17 protein-coding genes are annotated in these 17,522 nt (G+C 64.1%); 12 read left to right on the forward strand and 5 right to left on the reverse strand.

From position 1 onward, the window contains the following. Positions 1-23: 23 nt before the first annotated feature. Positions 24-605, reverse strand: a complete 582-nt coding sequence (locus tag ACNEOT_RS10440; protein WP_230074079.1) for a TetR/AcrR family transcriptional regulator — start codon at positions 603-605, stop codon at positions 24-26. Between the two features lie 95 nt (positions 606-700). Between ACNEOT_RS10440 and ACNEOT_RS10445 the strand changes: the two genes are divergently transcribed. The 11 genes from ACNEOT_RS10445 (at position 701) to ACNEOT_RS10495 (ending at position 12,270) form a co-directional block, all read left to right on the forward strand. Beyond that, positions 701-1,843 carry an acyl-CoA dehydrogenase family protein gene (locus ACNEOT_RS10445; protein ID WP_415973924.1) on the forward strand — a complete coding sequence of 381 codons (1,143 nt, stop codon included), beginning with the start codon at positions 701-703 and terminating at the stop codon, positions 1,841-1,843. Positions 1,844-1,885: 42 nt separating this feature from the next. After that, a complete protein-coding gene (locus tag ACNEOT_RS10450) occupies positions 1,886-3,496 on the forward strand; it encodes an acyl-CoA carboxylase subunit beta (protein ID WP_415973925.1) in 1,611 nt (536 codons plus the stop codon). Further along, on the forward strand, positions 3,493-3,717 hold the full coding sequence (locus ACNEOT_RS10455) for an acyl-CoA carboxylase epsilon subunit (protein WP_415973926.1): 225 nt from the start codon (positions 3,493-3,495) through the stop codon (positions 3,715-3,717). Before ACNEOT_RS10450 ends, ACNEOT_RS10455 begins: the two co-directional genes overlap by 4 nt. 13 nt (positions 3,718-3,730) lie before the next feature. Continuing rightward, positions 3,731-5,527, forward strand: coding sequence for an acetyl/propionyl/methylcrotonyl-CoA carboxylase subunit alpha (locus ACNEOT_RS10460; protein ID WP_415973927.1), 1,797 nt, complete (start codon positions 3,731-3,733; stop codon positions 5,525-5,527). A gap of 11 nt (positions 5,528-5,538) precedes the next feature. Then, positions 5,539-6,003, forward strand: a complete 465-nt coding sequence (locus tag ACNEOT_RS10465) for a MarR family transcriptional regulator (protein ID WP_415973928.1) — start codon at positions 5,539-5,541, stop codon at positions 6,001-6,003. A gap of 166 nt (positions 6,004-6,169) precedes the next feature. After that, positions 6,170-8,323 (forward strand): MMPL family transporter, encoded by a 2,154-nt coding sequence (locus ACNEOT_RS10470; RefSeq protein WP_415973929.1) that lies wholly within the window; start codon positions 6,170-6,172, stop codon positions 8,321-8,323. A 24-nt stretch (positions 8,324-8,347) separates the two neighbouring features. Beyond that, positions 8,348-8,767 carry a DUF302 domain-containing protein gene (locus ACNEOT_RS10475; RefSeq protein WP_415973930.1) on the forward strand — a complete coding sequence of 140 codons (420 nt, stop codon included), beginning with the start codon at positions 8,348-8,350 and terminating at the stop codon, positions 8,765-8,767. Positions 8,768-8,819: 52 nt separating this feature from the next. Then, on the forward strand, positions 8,820-9,089 hold the full coding sequence (locus ACNEOT_RS10480; protein ID WP_415973931.1) for a metal-sensitive transcriptional regulator: 270 nt from the start codon (positions 8,820-8,822) through the stop codon (positions 9,087-9,089). A gap of 156 nt (positions 9,090-9,245) precedes the next feature. After that, positions 9,246-9,725: a Fur family transcriptional regulator gene (locus ACNEOT_RS10485; protein ID WP_415973932.1), complete on the forward strand. Its 480-nt coding sequence runs from the start codon at positions 9,246-9,248 to the stop codon at positions 9,723-9,725. Between the two features lie 78 nt (positions 9,726-9,803). Then, complete coding sequence (katG, locus tag ACNEOT_RS10490; protein ID WP_415975094.1) at positions 9,804-11,984, forward strand: catalase/peroxidase HPI; 2,181 nt, start codon at positions 9,804-9,806, stop codon at positions 11,982-11,984. A 151-nt stretch (positions 11,985-12,135) separates the two neighbouring features. Further along, entirely contained in the window at positions 12,136-12,270 is a 135-nt protein-coding gene (locus ACNEOT_RS10495) for a hypothetical protein (RefSeq protein WP_415973933.1), read from the forward strand. 13 nt (positions 12,271-12,283) lie between these two features. Here the strand turns inward: ACNEOT_RS10495 and ACNEOT_RS10500 are convergent, their stop codons facing one another. Beyond that, positions 12,284-13,234: a fumarylacetoacetate hydrolase family protein gene (locus ACNEOT_RS10500; RefSeq protein ID WP_415973934.1), complete on the reverse strand. Its 951-nt coding sequence runs from the start codon at positions 13,232-13,234 to the stop codon at positions 12,284-12,286. Between the two features lie 162 nt (positions 13,235-13,396). Between ACNEOT_RS10500 and glsA the strand changes: the two genes are divergently transcribed. After that, positions 13,397-14,644: a glutaminase A gene (gene glsA, locus ACNEOT_RS10505; protein ID WP_415973936.1), complete on the forward strand. Its 1,248-nt coding sequence runs from the start codon at positions 13,397-13,399 to the stop codon at positions 14,642-14,644. Here glsA and ACNEOT_RS10510 read toward each other — a convergent pair. From ACNEOT_RS10510 to ACNEOT_RS10520, 3 genes are read right to left on the reverse strand one after another with little or no spacing between them, the layout of a single operon-like run. Next, complete coding sequence (locus ACNEOT_RS10510) at positions 14,600-15,799, reverse strand: NAD(P)/FAD-dependent oxidoreductase (protein ID WP_415973937.1); 1,200 nt, start codon at positions 15,797-15,799, stop codon at positions 14,600-14,602. The genes glsA and ACNEOT_RS10510 overlap by 45 nt on opposite strands. After that, positions 15,800-17,026 (reverse strand): YihY/virulence factor BrkB family protein, encoded by a 1,227-nt coding sequence (locus tag ACNEOT_RS10515; RefSeq protein ID WP_415973938.1) that lies wholly within the window; start codon positions 17,024-17,026, stop codon positions 15,800-15,802. Further along, on the reverse strand, positions 17,023-17,445 hold the full coding sequence (locus tag ACNEOT_RS10520) for a hypothetical protein (protein WP_415973939.1): 423 nt from the start codon (positions 17,443-17,445) through the stop codon (positions 17,023-17,025). The genes ACNEOT_RS10515 and ACNEOT_RS10520 overlap by 4 nt, the downstream gene beginning before the upstream one ends. Positions 17,446-17,522 lie beyond the last annotated feature (77 nt).

A 17,522-nucleotide genomic window follows, 5' to 3' on the forward strand; every position in this document is an offset into this window, starting at 1 on the left:
TGAATTCATTCCCGACTCCGCTGCTACGCGCCGATGCCGGCCGTCAGTAGTTTCGCCAGTTCGAGATAGGCGTCGCCGTCGCTCAGCCCGGTCAGTCGGAACACCTCGCGAGTCTGGATTCGAACCATGACCGAGGAGGCGACGTCGCCGACGAAGGCCGCGTGCACGTCGCGTACTTCACCGCTGGCGACGCCCTCGCTGATCAACTCCTGGACGCGGCGCGCGGCGATTGCGGTGTTCCGCTCGTACACCGAACGGGCGGACTCGAGTGAGGCCAGGTCGGTCATGAATTGTTCGGATGCCGATTCCAGGGCTGCGCCCACGGCGGTGAGATACGTGGTGATGCGATTGCGGGTGCCGTCTACCTCGGCGACCGCATTTTCCACCTGGGTGGTCATGGACTTGAAGTAGTGCACGGTGGCTCCACCGACGAGCTGATCCTTGCTGGACGCGAGGGTGTACAGCGTGGATTTGGAGCACCGAAGCCGGGCCGCGATGGTGTCGAGGGTCAGGTGAGCGAAGCCCTCGGCCAGAAACAGGCTCACAAGCTGGTCGAAGAGTTCGGAACGGCGCGCCGTGGCATGCGAGGTCACGGGTGCGTTCACATCAAGGATGGTACTGCATCGACTTGTGCAGTACTGTGCATCAGTACTGCGGATCATCCGGCAGTACTGATCCGAACTCACCGGAGGTTTTTCACGTGCCCGTCGATCGCCTGTTGCCCACTGCCGAAGCGCGCGACCTCATCGCGCTCACCCGCGATGTGGCAGACAAGGTGCTCGACCCGATCGTCGACGACCACGAACGGCGCGAGGCCTATCCCGACGGGGTGTTCGACACCCTCGGCGAGGCCGGCCTGTTGAGCCTGCCCTACGCGGAGGAATGGGGCGGGGGAGGGCAACCGTACGAGGTCTATCTCCAGGTTCTCGAAGAACTCGCATCGCGCTGGGCGGCAGTGGCCGTCGCGGTGAGCGTGCACGGCCTGGCCTGCCACCCATTGATGGCTTTCGGTACCGATGAGCAGAAGGCCGACAAGCTTCCCGGCATGCTCAGCGGCGCACAGATCGGCGCGTACTCACTGTCCGAGGCTCAGGCCGGCTCGGACGCTGCCGCATTGAGCTGCAAGGCCACCCCGATCGACGGCGGCTACACGGTCAACGGTTCGAAGGCGTGGATCACGCACGGCGGAGTGGCCGACTTCTACAACTTGTTCGCCCGGACCGGCGAGGGATCGAAGGGCATCTCGTGCTTTCTCGTTTCGGATGGAACCGACGGCCTGAGCTTCGGCAAGCCGGAGGAGAAGATGGGACTGCACGCGATCCCGACGACCTCGGCGCACTACGACAACGTTCACGTACCCACCGACTGGCGAATCGGCGCGGAGGGGCAGGGGCTGCAGATTGCCTTCAGTGCCCTCGATGCCGGACGGCTCGGAATCGCCGCTGTCGCAGTAGGAATCGCTCAGGCGGCCCTCGACGATGCGGTGAAGTACGCGCAGGAGCGCACCGCGTTCGGCAAGAAAATCATCGACCATCAGGGCCTCGGGTTCGTGCTGGCGGACATGGCGGCGGCAGTGGACTCGGCCCGTGCCACCTACCTCGATGCCGCCCGCCGTCGTGATGCCGGACTTCCGTACTCGCGCAACGCTTCCGTGGCAAAGCTGATCGCCACCGACGCTGCCATGAAGGTGACCACCGATGCGGTGCAGGTGTTCGGTGGCTACGGATATACCCGCGACTTCCGCGTCGAGCGGTACATGCGCGACGCCAAGATCACCCAGATCTTCGAGGGCACCAACCAAATTCAGCGTCTGGTCATCGCGCGCTCGCTTGCAACGAACTGACGATCTGCATTCGCCGTTCCACACAACGTAGGGGAATTCTGCATGACGACAACCGAACCCGATATCCATACCACTGCGGGTAAATTGGCCGATCTTCGTAAACGTCTCGCGGTTGCCGAGGTGCCCTCGGGTGAGGCTGCGGTGGACAAAGTCCACGCGAAGGGCAAGTTGACCGCGCGGGAGCGGATCACCGCTCTGCTCGACGAGGGTTCGTTCGTCGAACTCGATGCCCTGGCTCGGCACCGCTCACAGAATTTCGGGTTGGCCGACAACCGGCCCTTCGGTGACGGTGTCGTCACCGGCTACGGCACCGTCGATGGCCGTGATGTGTGCGTGTTCTCCCAGGACGCGACCGTCTTCGGTGGCAGCTTAGGTGAAATCTACGGCGAGAAGATCGTCAAGGTGATGGACCTGGCCGTCAAAACCGGCCGCCCCCTGGTCGGGATCAACGAAGGGGCCGGAGCCCGCATCCAGGAAGGGGTCGTCTCCCTCGGACTGTACGGCGAGATCTTCCACCGCAACGTCCGCGCCTCCGGGGTCATCCCACAGATCTCACTGATCATGGGACCCGCCGCAGGCGGGCACGTCTACTCCCCGGCCCTGACCGATTTCGTGGTCATGGTCGACGGCACCTCGCAGATGTTCGTCACCGGACCCGACGTCATCAAAACCGTCACCGGGGAGAACGTGACGATGGAAGAACTCGGTGGCGCGCACACCCACATGGAGAAATCCGGGGTCGCGCACTACGTCGCGTCCGGCGAACACGACGCCCTGGACTACGTCCGCGACCTCCTCTCCTACCTGCCGTCGAACAATCGGGCCGATGCCCCGCGTACCGTCCCGTCGGACCCGGTGATCGGATCCATCGAAGACTCCTTGACCGCGGAGGACCTCGAACTCGACACGTTGATCCCGGATTCACCGAACACCCCGTACGACATGCACGAGGTGATCACTCGGATCCTTGACGACGACGAATTCCTCGAAGTGCAAGAAGGTCGGGCCCGCAACATCATCGTCGGGTTCGGGCGTATCGACGGCCGCTCGGTGGGGATCGTGGCCAATCAACCCACCCAGTTCGCGGGAACACTCGATATCGATGCCTCGGAGAAAGCAGCGCGGTTCGTGCGCACCTGTGACTGCTTCAACGTTCCGATCATCACCCTGGTCGACGTACCGGGCTTCCTGCCCGGGACCGGCCAGGAATACAACGGCATCATCCGCCGCGGCGCGAAACTGTTGTACGCCTACGGGGAAGCGACGGTCGGGAAGATCACCGTCATCACCCGCAAAGCGTACGGCGGGGCGTACGACGTGATGGGATCCAAGCACATGGGAGCCGACGTCAACCTCGCGTGGCCGACCGCGCAGATCGCGGTCATGGGAGCCTCGGGTGCCGTCGGGTTCGTGTACCGCAAGAAACTGTTGGAAGCGGCGAAGAACGGCGAGGACGTCGACGCGCTACGCCTGACGTTGCAGCAGGAGTACGAGGACACCCTCGTCAACCCGTACATCGCGGCCGAACGCGGCTACCTCGACGCTGTCATACCGCCCAGTCACACCCGCGGACAGATCGTCACCGCACTACGACTACTCGAACGCAAACAAGTCACCCTCCCACCCAAGAAACACGGAAACATCCCCCTATGAACGACACGAATCACGCTGCAGTGAGCGGTAGTTGGTCGTTTCGCGGGAAGCCGACCGACACCGACATCGCAGCCGTGGTTGCGGTTCTGACCGCCGCGCAGTCTTCGGTGTACATCGAAGCTCCGGTGGTGTCGGATCGGTGGGGTCGCCCCGAGGATCTGCATCGGTACGGACTTGCCACTGCCCCAGCTCTGTTCGTCAATGCCCGATATGGCCAGTGAAGGATCTCGAACTATGACTACGTCCAATTCCCATCAGAAGATCACCAAGGTTCTTGTTGCCAATCGTGGTGAGATCGCGGTGCGGGTGATCCGGGCGGCCGCCGATGCCGGGTTGGCCAGTGTCGCTGTGTACGCCGAACCCGATGCCGATGCCCCGTTCGTCCGCCTCGCCGACGAAGCATTCGCCCTCGGTGGTCAGAGCTCCGCGGAGTCGTACCTGGTGATCGACAAAATCCTCGATGCCGCCGCCAAGTCCGGTGCCGACGCCATCCACCCCGGCTACGGATTCCTCTCCGAGAACGCCGACTTCGCCCAAGCCGTGATCGACGCCGGCCTGATCTGGATCGGACCCTCCCCCCAATCGATCCGCGACCTCGGCGACAAGGTCACCGCCCGCCACATCGCCGCCCGCGCCAAAGCACCCTCGGTCCCCGGCACCTCCGAACCGGTCAAGGACGCGAACGAAATTTTGGCGTTCGTCGACGAACACGGCCTCCCCATCGCCATCAAAGCCGCATTCGGTGGCGGCGGACGCGGCATGAAAGTCGCCCGCACCCGCGAGGAAATCCCCGAACTCTTCGACTCCGCCACCCGCGAAGCCGTCGCCGCATTCGGACGGGGGGAATGCTTCGTCGAACGCTACCTCGACAAACCACGCCACGTCGAAGCCCAGATCATCGCCGATCAGCACGGCAACGTCATCGTCGCCGGCACCCGCGACTGCTCCCTGCAACGCCGCTTCCAGAAACTCGTCGAAGAAGCCCCCGCCCCGTTCCTCACCGACGCCCAACGCAAAGAAATCCACTCCAGCGCCAAAGCCATCTGCCTCGAAGCCGGCTACTACGGCGCCGGAACCGTCGAATACCTCGTCGGCCAAGACGGACTCGTCTCCTTCCTCGAGGTCAACACCCGACTGCAGGTCGAGCACCCCGTCACCGAGGAAACCTCCGGCATCGACCTGGTGCTGCAACAATTCCGTATCGCCAACGGCGAAGAACTCTCCATCAGCGAAGACCCCGAACCGCGGGGGCATTCGTTCGAGTTCCGGATCAACGGCGAAGACGCCGGACGCGGATTCCTGCCCGCACCCGGACCGGTCACCACCTTCACCGCCCCCTCCGGGCCCGGAGTCCGCGTCGATTCCGGGGTCGAATCCGGCTCGGTGATCGGTGGCCAGTTCGATTCGATGCTCGCCAAGCTCATCGTCACCGGAGCCACCCGTGAGGAAGCCCTCGCCCGCTCGCGCCGCGCGTTGGCCGAATTCGATGTTCAAGGGTTGGCGACGGTGATCCCGTTCCATGCTGCGGTGGTCTCCGATCCCGCGTTCATCGGCGACGGGGAATCGTTCTCCGTCCACACTCGCTGGATCGAAACCGAATGGGACAACCAGGTCGCCCCGTTCACCGCCGGACAACCACTCGACGACGACGAGGTCCTGCCGCGGCAGTCCGTCGTCGTCGAGGTCGGAGGCCGCCGCGTCGAAGTATCGCTACCCGGCGAACTGACCCTCGGCGGCGGCAACAGTGGACCGGCCGGTGCGGTGCGGCGTAAACCCAAGGCCCGTACTCGTGGTGGAGCCGGAGCAGGAGCGGCATCCGGTGACGCCGTCACCGCACCCATGCAGGGCACCGTGGTGAAAGTCGCCGTCGAAGAAGGGCAGAGCGTCGAAGCAGGTGAGCTCATCGCCGTCCTCGAAGCGATGAAAATGGAAAACCCCGTCAACGCCCACAAAGCCGGCACCATCACCGGCCTCACCGTCACCGCAGGCGACGCCATCACCCAAGGCACCGTCCTCACCGAAATCAAGTAGGGGAGTATCCGATGACTGCCCTCGCTGAGTCGTTCGACAGTGGTACCTCGCCGGTGCATTCCGCCGAGTTCGAGATCGTATCCACCGTGCTGCGGATGGCGTCGGCAGCACGGGTTCGTTTGGCGGAGGCACTGGACGCACAGGGGCTCAGCTGGGCGAGGTACGAGGTGCTGGAACTGGTGTGCAGGCGAGGGTCGATGTCCTACAGTGCCCTTTCGCGGGAGTTGGTGCGGCACAGGACAAGCATCACCGCCACGACTGCCAGTCTCGTCGAGGCGGGGCTGCTGGTGCGAACCGTCAATCCTCGAAATCGGCAGCAATACATGGTCGAGGCCACCGACTCGGGCCATCGCGCCGTGACGCGTGCCGAGCGTGCTCTGGAGCGCTCTCGGTCGAGGATGGCGGTCGATACCGATTCTGCTCGGACGCTCGAGGTGCTGCGTGGCATCGAGAAGCAGTGGAACGGCCGGCGCTGAGCGGCTCATGACCGCAGCGGGCATGCTGTGATTCGAGTACCCCTGGGGTGATACCCCCAGGGGTACTTGCATACCCCCTTGGGTATATGCGAGGGTGGGCACGTTCGTTCGTTGGTTCGAGGGTCTCGTCTGCTCTGTTCGATACCCCCACCCGTATAGGAGCACCATGTCGCTGCGCGATGCCCAAGTTCTTCGTCCACCGGATGATCGGCCGGCAACCGAGCCGGGCCTACTCGGCCGCGCTGGCGGCTCGATGGTGGCCCATCGACGGTGGGTGTTCGGTGTGTGGCTCATCGTGCTCGTGGGCCTGGGTTCGTTTGCGCCCTCGGTGTTCTCGTCGCTGGCCGGAGCCGGATGGCAGGCGAACGGATCCGAATCCGTACAGGTTCGAGAGTTGGCCCAGCAGCACTTCGGCGGTAATTCTTCGGCGGCGGTGCAGGTGGTCGTCCACTCCGACTCGGCACCCATAACCGATTCCGCCGTTCAGGATGTAATTGCCGACGTGTCCGACGTATTCACCGGCGACACCAGATTCGGGGACGTCGTTGCGCCGCAACCGGGTACGACGATCAGTCCGGACGGCAGAACCGGCATCGTCATCGCCGGGGCGAACGGCACGACTGACGAGATGGTCGAAGCCGTCGACGATGCGAAGGAACGGTTGACCGCGCTCTCGGGCAACGGAATCGAGGTGTACCCCACCGGTTCGTCGGCCTTGTGGTCGGACTTCAACAAGGCAAACCACGATGCAATGATTCAGGCCGAACTGTTCTCCTGGCCGGTCACTTTGGCGATCATGGTGCTTGCGTTCGGATCACTTGTCGCTGCGGGATTGCCACTGCTGCTCACCGTTGCCGGACTCGTCGCATCCGCTGGTGGACTCGTTCTGCTCAACGGTGTCACGCCGATCTCGGTGTGGGCCATGAACTTCGCGATGATGTTCGCCCTCGCGCTCGGAATCGACTACGCGCTGTTCATCGTCGCTCGATTCCGCGACGCGTTGCGCAACGCCGACCCTCGGGCCGCAGTGGCCGAAACCATGGACACCGCAGGCAAAGCCGTCGTGTTGTCCGGGCTGACGGTGCTGGTGAGTCTGTCCGCCGTGCTGCTCGTCCCCGCGCCTGCGGTGCGCACGATGGCTGTCGGGATCATGCTGGCCGTGGCCTTCGTGTTGCTGGCGACGATGACACTGTTGCCCGCGGCATTGGGGGCGCTCGGTTCCAACGTCAACGCAGCCTCGTTGCCGTACGCCAAGCGGCAGGAGCATCGATCCCCGAAGTTCGCCGCATGGGGCGAGCTGTTGCACAAGCACCCGTGGCCGTTCGCCGTCGTCTCGGTGGGAATTCTGATCGCCCTGGCGCTTCCGGTACTCGGCTTGAAGGTGGCGATGCCGTCGATCGCGGTGGTGCCCGAGGATGCACCGGTGCGGCAGGGCTACGAACTCGTGCAGGCCCAGTTCGGGCCGGGTGCGCCGGGAGCGCTACAGATCGTGGTTGCCGACGCCGATGCTCTCGACGCCGCGACCGTCGCTGCGGGAGTCGACGGGATCTCGATGGTGACGCCGCCGCAGACTGCCGCAGACGGTTCGGGATCTGCTCTGCTGCAAGCAATTCCGTCGGTGGATCCGTCCGACGAAGCGATGGGTACCATTCTCGCCGATCTGCGATCCACGCTGCCCGATTCGGCACTCGTCGGTGGAGCACCCGCGGAGAACCTGGACCTGCAGCAGGCATTGAACGACTACCTGCCGATCGTCGTCGGGATCATCTTGGTCCTCGGATTCATGCTGCTTCTGGTGGCGCTGCAGGCTCCGTTGATCGCGTTGCTCGGCACCCTGGTGAGCTTGCTGTCCACCGCCGCGGCCTTCGGAGTGGCCAAATTGATCTTCCAGGACGGCCACGGCGCGTCCCTGCTCGGATTCACCCCACAAGGATTCCTCGATGGCTGGGGCCCGGTGTTCTTCTTCGCGATGATTTTCGCCATCGCCATGGACTACACGGTCTTCCTCTTGGCCACCGCGAAGGAGCACTACGAGCGCACCGGTGACTCCAAGATTGCACAGGTCGACGGCTTGGCCCACTCAGGGCGAGTCATCTTCGCCGCGGCAGCGGTGATGGTGGCGGTGTTCTTCACGTTCGCGCTCTCGGATCCGTTGCCACCCAAAGAGATGGGCATCATCCTCGGCGTCGCTGTACTGCTCGACGCGTTTCTCGTTCGGCTCGTGCTGCTTCCTGTCCTGTTGCGGTTGACCGGGCACGGCGCCTGGTGGTCGCCGGCCTGGCTGCGTTCGGTGCTGCCCTCCATCCGCTTTTCGCACTGACACGACAATTTCTCAGGAGTCATCATGAACATCGCACTGTCCACCACGCTGACCGACACCGATTTCGACAAAGCGATCGACCGCACCAGAAAGGCGTTGTCGGAGCAAAGATTTGGAGTTCTCACCGAAATTGACATGCAGGCCACCCTCAAAGCCAAGCTCGGCGAGGACATAGAGCGTTACGTGATTCTCGGGGCATGCAACCCGGGACTCGCGCATCGCGCAGTCGGGGTGATGAAGCAGATTGGTTTGCTGCTGCCGTGCAATGTGGTGGTTCGCGAGAACACCGCATCAGCCGGATCGGTCATCGTCGAGGCCATGAATCCGGCCATCATGATCGAGGTGGCCGGTGAGCCCGAGTTGGGTGCGGTCGCCGCCGAGGCCACCACGAAACTGCAGGCAGCGATCGCGGCACTCGGCGGTTCCGGATCCGATCCCGCTTGATGCCCCCGGGGGTACCATCGCGAATACTGCCACAACCATCGAGGGGATCGACATGATCGGCGACGAAGACAGCATCGCACTGGTACTCAACCGACTCAAGCGCGCGCACGGTCAGCTCGCCGGCGTCATCGGGATGATCGAGAACGGACGCGATTGCAAGGACGTCGTCACTCAGCTCGCAGCTGTTTCCCGGGCACTGGACAAGGCCGGATTCAAGATCGTGGCTACCGGTCTGCGCGAATGCATGACGGGTGAAAGTTCGGGCAATAAGGAGCCGATGACCGAGGCCGAATTGGAGAAGCTGTTCCTGGCACTGGCCTGAGGCCGGAGCAAATCCCACCGGAGAGCGACGGAAGAGCGAACAGTAGGCGTCGCGGTGGCCCTGGAACCTCGCGTTTCGCGACGTTGCGGTCGACAGACTTCGAATTCGTCTGCATACTTGACTTTGTCCAGAAAAGCGGAGGATAGTATTGCTGTGATGCCGATCTCACCGTACGCGGAGCTGTTACGCACCGCCGACATGCGCGTGACCCGTCCCAGGGTCGCGGTGCTCGAGGTCGTCGGATCCAATCCTCATGCAGACACCGACACGATCCTCGGACTCGTGCGATCGGTGCTGCCGGAGGTATCGCGGCAAACCGTGTACGACGTGCTCAATGCGTTGACCGCGGCGCGCCTCGTACGGCGGATCGAACCGGCGGGATCTCCTGCCCGGTACGAGTCTCGTGTCGGCGACAACCACCACCACGCGGTGTGCCGCTCCTGCGGCGTCATCGCCGATGTGGACTGTGCCGTCGGCGAAACGCCGTGTCTCACCGCATCGGACTCCGTCGGTTTCACGATCGACGAGGCGGAAGTCATTTATTGGGGCTTCTGCGCACAGTGTTCGACTGCCGGAAGGCAGTCGGCAGCTCCTGTTTCGTTCCCTCCCGGTTCCCGAACACAGCAGAGTTCGTGACCCACCTCGATCACAGCCCGATCGTCACACCTTGGAAGGACGCACGTGTCAGAAGATCACACAACACGCGAAAAAGAGATGAACGAGGATCAGCCGCAGGAGTCGGGCGGCAAGTGTCCTGTCATGCACGACGCGATGCCGTTGCCCGTCGAGGGTGGCAGCAACCGTGAGTGGTGGCCGAAGGCTCTGAACCTCAAGATTCTCAAGAAGAATCCGGCCGTCGGCGATCCGATGGGTGCCGACTACGACTACGCAGCCGAGTTCAACTCCCTCGACCTCGCCGAGGTCAAGCGCGACATCGAAGCCGTCATGACGAACTCGCAGCCCTGGTGGCCCGCCGACTTCGGTCACTACGGCCCCTTCTTCATTCGCATGGCGTGGCACGCCGCGGGCACGTACCGCAAGCAGGACGGTCGCGGCGGTGCCGGTGCCGGTATGCAGCGCTTCGCGCCGCTCAACAGCTGGCCGGACAACGCCAGCCTGGACAAGGCGCGCCGTCTCATCTGGCCGATCAAGCAGAAGTACGGCAAGAAGCTGTCCTGGGCCGACCTGATCGTGCTCACCGGCAATGTCGCCATCGAATCGATGGGCCTGCCCACCTACGGCTTCGCCGGCGGACGTGTCGACGCCTGGGAGCCGGACGAGGACGTCTACTGGGGCCCCGAGCAGACCTGGCTCGGCGACGAGCGCTACGACGGTGATCGCACGAGCCTCGAGAACCCGCTGGCCGCAGTGCAGATGGGCTTGATCTACGTCAATCCCGAAGGCCCCAACGGAAATCCGGATCCCGTGCAGTCCGCACTGGACATTCGCGAGACCTTCGGCCGCATGGCAATGAACGACATCGAGACGGCGGCGCTTGCCGTCGGTGGGCACACCTTCGGTAAGACGCACGGTGCTGCGGATCCCGACGCGCACATCGGTGCCGAGCCCGAGGGCGCTCCCATCGAGCAGATGGGCCTCGGCTGGAAGAACAGCTTCCAGAGCGGTGTCGGCGCGGACGCGATCACCAGTGGCCTCGAAGTCATCTGGACACCCACGCCGACCCAGTGGGACAACAGCTTCCTCGAGACTCTGTACGGGTTCGAGTGGGAGCTCTACAAGAGCCCCGGCGGCGCGCACCAGTGGCGTCCGAAGAACGGCGAGGGCGCGGATCTCGTTCCCGACCCGGCCGATCCCACCAAGCGTCGCCACCCGTCGATGCTGACCTCGGACATCGCGATGCGCGTCGATCCGATCTACGAGCAGATCACCCGTCGCTGGCTCGACCACCCGGAAGAGCTCGCGGAGGAATTCCAGAAGGCGTGGTTCAAGCTCACCCACCGCGACATGGGACCGGTATCGCGCTACCTCGGCCCCGAGGTTCCGTCGGAGACCCTGCTCTGGCAGGACCCGATCCCCGCTGTCGATCACGAGTTGATCGGTGAGGCGCAGATCGCCGAGCTCAAGCAGACCATCCTCGACTCCGAACTGACTCAGCAGCAGCTGATCTCGGCAGCCTGGGCAGCAGCGTCGTCGTTCCGCGTCAGCGACAAGCGCGGCGGTGCCAACGGCGGCCGTCTGCGTCTGCAGCCGCAGGCCGGCTGGGAGGTCAACGAGCCCGACGAGCTCGCACAGGTCATCCGAGTGCTCGAGGGAATCCAGCAGTCGTTCTCCGGAACGGTGTCGTTCGCCGACCTCGTCGTCCTCGGTGGCGTCGCAGCACTCGAGAAGGCGGCCGGAGTCAGCGTGCCGTTCACCCCGGGCCGCATGGACGCGACGCAGGAGCAGACGGACGTCGATTCGTTCTCCGACCTCGAGCCGAAGGCCGACGGCTTCCGCAACTTCCTCGGCAAGGGCCAGAAGCTCCCGGCGGAGTACTCCCTCGTCGATCGGGCGAACCTGCTGTCGCTCAGCGCACCGGAGATGACCGTGCTCGTCGGCGGTCTGCGTGTGCTCGGTGCCAACTTCCAGAATTCGTCGCACGGCGTACTGACCGACAAGGTCGGCACGCTCACCAACGACTTCTTCGTCAACCTCCTCGACATGGGCACGGAATGGGTTCCCACCGCGGAGGACGGCATCTACGAGGCCAAGGATGCGGCGACCGGTGAGAAGAAGTGGACCGGCACCCGCAACGATCTGGTGTTCGGCTCGAACTCCGAATTGCGCGCTCTCGCAGAGGTATACGCCTGCGACGACGCCAAGGACAAGTTCGTGCAGGACTTCGTCGCGGCCTGGGACAAGGTCATGATGCTCGATCGCTTCGAGCTGGCTTAACTCTCTCTACCGAACTCGAAGTTATGGATGGAAACCGTGCTCGATCCATCCATAGCTTCGAGTTCGTCGTTATCGGTCCGTTATCTTTCGTTGCCAATTCGTGTCCTTCACCCCTCATCGACTGCAATTTTCGAGCGGCAAGCTACAAGGCATGACACACGACGACGGGGCGGCAGGAGCCGTCGACCACAACATGGACGAATCACGCAAGGGTGCGTCCGGCTTCGGCTCGTTCCTGGAGATGTTTCAGGATGCCTCCACCGACAAGTCCGATATCGAGCGCTGAGCCGCAGGCGAGTTCAGCGAGCGCCGATCGTGTTGGTGACCGAACCGATCCGGTCGATGCTGAGCTGGACGCGATCGCCCGGCGCAATCCAGCGGTCGAGTTCCAGCCCACAACCGCGCGGAAGCGTGCCGGATGTCAACAACTCACCGGGATAGACGTTTTCGCCGCGAGACGCGTATGCGAGAGATTCGCCGATGGAGTACCGCATCCCTGCGGTGCCGGTGGTCGACCACAACTCGTCGTCGACCGTGACGGTGGCCGTCAATGAATCCAGATGCGGCGTGATCTCGTCGGCTGTGACGATATCGGCTCCCATGGAACTGGCAAAGGTCTTGGTCTTGACCACGGGGCCGAATGGGGTGCGACGCTGTTCATCCCACTGGGTGTCTCGGGCACTGATGTCGTCGAACACCACGTATCCGCCGATCGCAGCAGTGGCCTCTCGCTCGGATGCGTCGCGAACGGGCCGGGTGACCACGGCCCCGAATTCGAGTTCGAAGTCCAGTGCTCGGCTGTAGGACGGCCACTCGACCGGAGCCTCGTCGGCGACGACGGTGAGGTGATTTCCGGTGTAGTAGACGGGGTGGTCGTCGAAGCCAGGCCCCGGGCGGAGTGCCGGAAATGTTGTCCGAGTCAGTGTCTCGAATCCCCGGATGAACGGAACGGCTCGCGGGAGGTTTCGGCGAACCAGGTTGTGCGCAGCGAGATCCCAGTGTGCTTCCCAGCCGAGGAAGCAGCGAAGCGACGCCGGAACCACGGGAAGTGTCGGTGTCGGCCGGTCGATCACCGCCACGCCTTCTTCCACCGCACGGTGCACCACTGCGGTCGCTGCGTCGCGGGCTCGTTCACCGGCATCGAGAAACCCGAGCATGCTGCGGGTGAGCGACCGCAGTGCGTCGTCGGCACCCAATGTCGAGACAGCGGCATCGAGATCGACCCACGACCCCGACTCGGTCTCGTACACGGCTACACGGTCTGCCGAGTCGGCAGCGATCAGGCGTCGTAATCGCACTCGAGTAATCCGATCTTCGCGTGAGGGGGCTCCACAACGGTTGAGGAATCAGGAGTGTAAACGGCGGTACGGCTGTGGTGTCAAGACCTGCCCGGCGGGGACTAGCGTGGGACCATGAGATCTCCCGTTCCCGAGTACCTCGCCTCCGTGTTAAGGGACTGTCGGCAACTCGACGGCGGGACCGTGACCGAGGGCAACCCGGAACTGGCCTCGGCGGATCCCGACACCTTCGCCGTCGCTCTCGCCACCGTCGGTGGATCGCTGCACGGAGCGGGCGACACCGACGTCGCATTCTCGATCCAATCGATCGCCAAAGCAGTCGCGTACGCGCTCGCCATCGAGGACAACGGAATCGAGACCGTGCTCGAAGCCGTCGACGTCGAGCCTTCTGGCGATTCGTTCAACGAGATCTCGTTGGAGGCGACAACCGGACGGCCGCGAAATCCATTGATCAATGCCGGTGCGCTGGCGGTGCATTCGATGATTCGAGGCCACGGGAGCGAAGAGCGCGCGGGGCGAATGACGGACCTGCTGAGCAGGATGGCCGGCCGCGAACTCTCGGTCGACCGTGCGGTGTACGAGGCCGAACTCGAATCCGACGATCGGAACACCGCGATCGCGCACCTCCTGAAATCGGTCGGCCACCTCGGAGCCGAACCTGCCGATGTCGTCGACGGCTATGCGCGGCAGTGCGCGGTGACCGTGACATGCAACGACCTGGCCAGGATCGCCGCGGTGATGGCGAACGGAGGTAAGGATCCCAACACGGGCGAGCAGGTACTCGATCCGGCGGTCGATCGCCACGTTCTGGCGGTCATGGCGACCTGTGGAATGTACGACGGCAGTGGCAGTTGGCTTGCGACCGTGGGCATTCCGGCCAAGAGTGGAGTGGCTGGGGCGATCATCGGGGTGCTGCCGGGCCAAGTGGGGATTGCCGTGGTGTCGCCGAAACTGAACGAACACGGCAACAGTGTGCGCGGGGTTGCGGTGTTCGAGAGGCTCTCGCGCGACTTGGGTTTGCACATGATGCACGTCGCGCCCAGTGGTGAATCGGCCATCCGAAGCATGACCGAGGCCGAGGATGTGACCACCGTCGAACTGCAGGGCGATCTCCGGTTCGCAGGCGCGGAGGCGGTCACCGCTCGGTTGATCGGCAGCGTCTCCGAAGGCAACTGCACAAGAGTCGATTTCAGCGAAGTTCGCGCCATCGACGGCGCTGCCCGGAGGCTGCTGCGCGAAGCGCTCCGGGTGTTGGAGAACGAAGGCCATCAGGTAGTCGTCGAGGACCCCGACGGGTTCATGACCTCGCCCGACCGGTCAGAGGCGGCCGGCGAGAATCATGTTCCAGTAGGTCAGCGGTAGCCCGTATCGGTCGAATGCCCAAGCCGCACGCCGTGGTTTGAGCGAATCGAGGAACGACGGTAGCGATGGCGTCAGGGTTCCGGCGCGGTCGAACTCGGCCGCGATCAAGCTGTGCGCGCCGACTGCGATGGGAGCGACGGTGTAACCGTCGTAGTGCGACAACGGTTTTCCGTTGCGAGCTGCGATCAGATTGTCGACGAGAATCGAGATCTGCTTGCGCAGTGCGCCACCCGAGGAGTCGGTGTCGATGGCCGCGCCGTCGCCTGCGGCCCATACCTCCCGGTGTACCCGGTGACGCAGAGTTCCCCCGTCGATGTCGACGACACCGTGCGGCGCGGTACCCGTCAGATTGGACTTCTCCAACCACGTCGGACCTCGAAACGGCGGGACGAGGTGGAGCATGTCGTAGCCGAGGCGCTCGTCGGCACCGTCGTGGCCGGTGACGGTGATGTGCCCGCTTTCCGGGTGCAGCGCCGTGACCGCGGTACGGGTCAACACTCGCACGCCCAGCTCACCGAGCCGCTCGTTCACCCTCGCGTCGAGCTCCGGCACGCCGAGCAGTCGCTGTCGATCCACCACCAGCGTGATGTCGATTCCAGGCAGGCGGCCGGTACGGGACCAGTGGTCCGCAGCCAGGAACAACGGCTTCAGTGTGGTGCCGGTACACCCGACCGGCGGGCGCGGCACGGTGAACACAGCACTGCTGTCGGCGGGCAGATCGCGCACCAGTTCCCATGTGCGTTCGGCTCTGTCGAGGTAGTTGCTTGCCACCGTGGGGAATTCGAGCGCCGACTCGACGCCGGGCAGCGCGTCGGTATCGACCACGAGGCCCTGACCGAGTACGAGATCGCGGTAGCCGTAGCTCGCGCCAGAGGAGCATCGCACCACGCGGTCGATCGCGTCGATCGCCACCGCCGAATCCTCCAGCCAGACGCACCCTTTCGGTATCACCGAACGCTGGGTGCGCTCGGCCTCGGTCAGCGCTGCCTGACCGGAACCCACGTACGAGAGCAGGGGCCGATAGGTGTGCACCTGCTTGGGTTCGATGACAGCGACATCGGAGATGCCCTTCTTCAGCAGTCGCGCTGCGGCGCTGATGCCTGCGTTTCCGCCGCCGACGACGATCACGTCGTATGTCCTGCTCGGAGTAGTCATTCACAACACCTTTCGCGCTTTACGTCGACGAATTGTCACCACGGCCGCGAGAACGCCCATCGCAGCGGCAGCCGATGCCGCGACCACGCGGGAGTCGGTATCGCCCGAGTGCGCCCGAGGGAAAGCGGCGGTTGGGTGCGACGGATCGGCCCTACGGGCCTCGGGCTGCGCGACCGGGTTGTGGTGCTCGCGTAGGGCTCGGCCCTGTTCGACTGCGTCCGAGTCCTTTTCGGCGTTCTTGTCCGATGCCCTGGTGTCGCGCGGGGGCAACTGCAGTTGTTCCTCGGCGATCAGACCTGCTTGGAGCTGGCGGCCTCGTTCGAGTTCCGAATCCAGTTCTGCGCCGAAGAGCAACGCCAGGTTCGTCAGCCACAGCCACAGCAGAAACACGACGGCACCGGCGAGTGAGCCGTAGGTCTTGTTGTAGCTACCGAAATTGGCGACGTACAAACCGAATCCGGCCGAGAGGAGGATCCACACGACGATGGCGACTGCGGCCCCCGAGCTGATCCAACGGAACTTCGGTTGCTGCACGTTGGGTGTCGCGTAGTACAGCACGGCGACGGCCACCACGACCAGAACCAGTACGACCGGCCACCGGACGATGTTCCACACAGCCAACGTGGTGCTACCCAGCCCGATTGCGTCTCCGACGGCCTCGGCGACCGGTCCGCTGACCGCGAGAAGTACAGCCGCCAACGCCAACAGAACCAGCGCAACGATCGTGACGATCAGCATGGTGGGTCGGAGCTTCCACACCGGCCGCCCCTCGTCGACCTCGTACATACGATTCATGGCGCGGCCGAATGCACCGACGTAGCCGGACGCAGACCACAGCGCGCCTGCCAGTCCCGTCGCGAGCGCGAGTCCCGCAGTAGGGGCCTGCACCAATTGCTCGATGGGTCCGCGCAGAGAATCCACTGCCGAGGCCGGGCCCAGATCCGACACGATCTGAAGAACGCCGTCGACAGTGGAGCGGCCCTGACCGAACACGCCCAGTAGAGACACGACAGCGAGCATTGCGGGGAAGAGCGACAGCACGGCGTAGTAGGTCAACGCCGCAGCGAGGTCGGTGCACTGATCGCGCGAGAACTCACGAGCGGACTTCTTCACAGCGAACATCAACGACGGTTTGCTCAGGTCGGTGGGGGAGTCGGCCTTGCGTGGGTCATCGGGATCGGCGTCGACGGGGGCCGGCGTCGTTCTCGCCGTATCGGACTGGGTCACAGCGCATCCGTTGCCGGCGCGACCATGGGTGCGTCGAGAGACGGACGTACGTCGACTCGATTCGGCACCAGCTGTGCCCTGACACCCTGCAGTGCCGGTGAAAGCACCACGGCCAGTTGCTGATTCCATCGGCCGAGACGGATGGCGGTGGCGTCGAGCACGGAATGGATACCCGCAGCGGCTGCGACCACCGACGAGAGGTCGAGTATCAATGCCCGTCCTCGCTCAGCGGCTTCGCCGAGCGTTTCGGCGAGAACCGGAACGTCCGAATCGCCGATCGGACCGGTCACTCGCACGACGATGTCGGCACCAGCGCTCTCGTCCACCGACAGCATCATGTCGGTATCGCGACCGTGCGAGTGCGACAGCGACGGAATCACTTCCGCGAGCGGGGTCGAGATGGACGGTACGACGATCATGGACACTCCTGTGCAGCCGCTCTCGGCCCTGGCGCACGGCGGAGTCGGCAGTAGAGAACTTGGGGACTGCGGGCTGT

This window comes from Rhodococcus sp. 077-4, assembly GCF_047782425.1.
In the GTDB taxonomy this organism is placed as follows: Bacteria; Actinomycetota; Actinomycetes; order Mycobacteriales; family Mycobacteriaceae; genus Rhodococcoides.

Bases quoted from the DNA above. Each gene is read 5' to 3' on its own strand.
- ACNEOT_RS10450 (WP_415973925.1), top strand. From the start codon at position 1,886: ATGACGACAACCGAACCCGATATCCATACCACTGCGGGTAAATTGGCC.
- ACNEOT_RS10455 (WP_415973926.1), top strand. From the start codon at position 3,493: ATGAACGACACGAATCACGCTGCAGTGAGCGGTAGTTGGTCGTTTCGC.
- ACNEOT_RS10460 (WP_415973927.1), top strand. From the start codon at position 3,731: ATGACTACGTCCAATTCCCATCAGAAGATCACCAAGGTTCTTGTTGCC.
- ACNEOT_RS10465 (WP_415973928.1), top strand. From the start codon at position 5,539: ATGACTGCCCTCGCTGAGTCGTTCGACAGTGGTACCTCGCCGGTGCAT.
- ACNEOT_RS10470 (WP_415973929.1), top strand. From the start codon at position 6,170: ATGTCGCTGCGCGATGCCCAAGTTCTTCGTCCACCGGATGATCGGCCG.
- ACNEOT_RS10475 (WP_415973930.1), top strand. From the start codon at position 8,348: ATGAACATCGCACTGTCCACCACGCTGACCGACACCGATTTCGACAAA.
- ACNEOT_RS10480 (WP_415973931.1), top strand. From the start codon at position 8,820: ATGATCGGCGACGAAGACAGCATCGCACTGGTACTCAACCGACTCAAG.
- ACNEOT_RS10485 (WP_415973932.1), top strand. From the start codon at position 9,246: ATGCCGATCTCACCGTACGCGGAGCTGTTACGCACCGCCGACATGCGC.
- katG (WP_415975094.1), top strand. From the start codon at position 9,804: ATGAACGAGGATCAGCCGCAGGAGTCGGGCGGCAAGTGTCCTGTCATG.
- ACNEOT_RS10495 (WP_415973933.1), top strand. From the start codon at position 12,136: ATGACACACGACGACGGGGCGGCAGGAGCCGTCGACCACAACATGGAC.
- glsA (WP_415973936.1), top strand. From the start codon at position 13,397: ATGAGATCTCCCGTTCCCGAGTACCTCGCCTCCGTGTTAAGGGACTGT.
- ACNEOT_RS10510 (WP_415973937.1), bottom strand. From the start codon at position 15,799: ATGACTACTCCGAGCAGGACATACGACGTGATCGTCGTCGGCGGCGGA.
- ACNEOT_RS10520 (WP_415973939.1), bottom strand. From the start codon at position 17,445: ATGATCGTCGTACCGTCCATCTCGACCCCGCTCGCGGAAGTGATTCCG.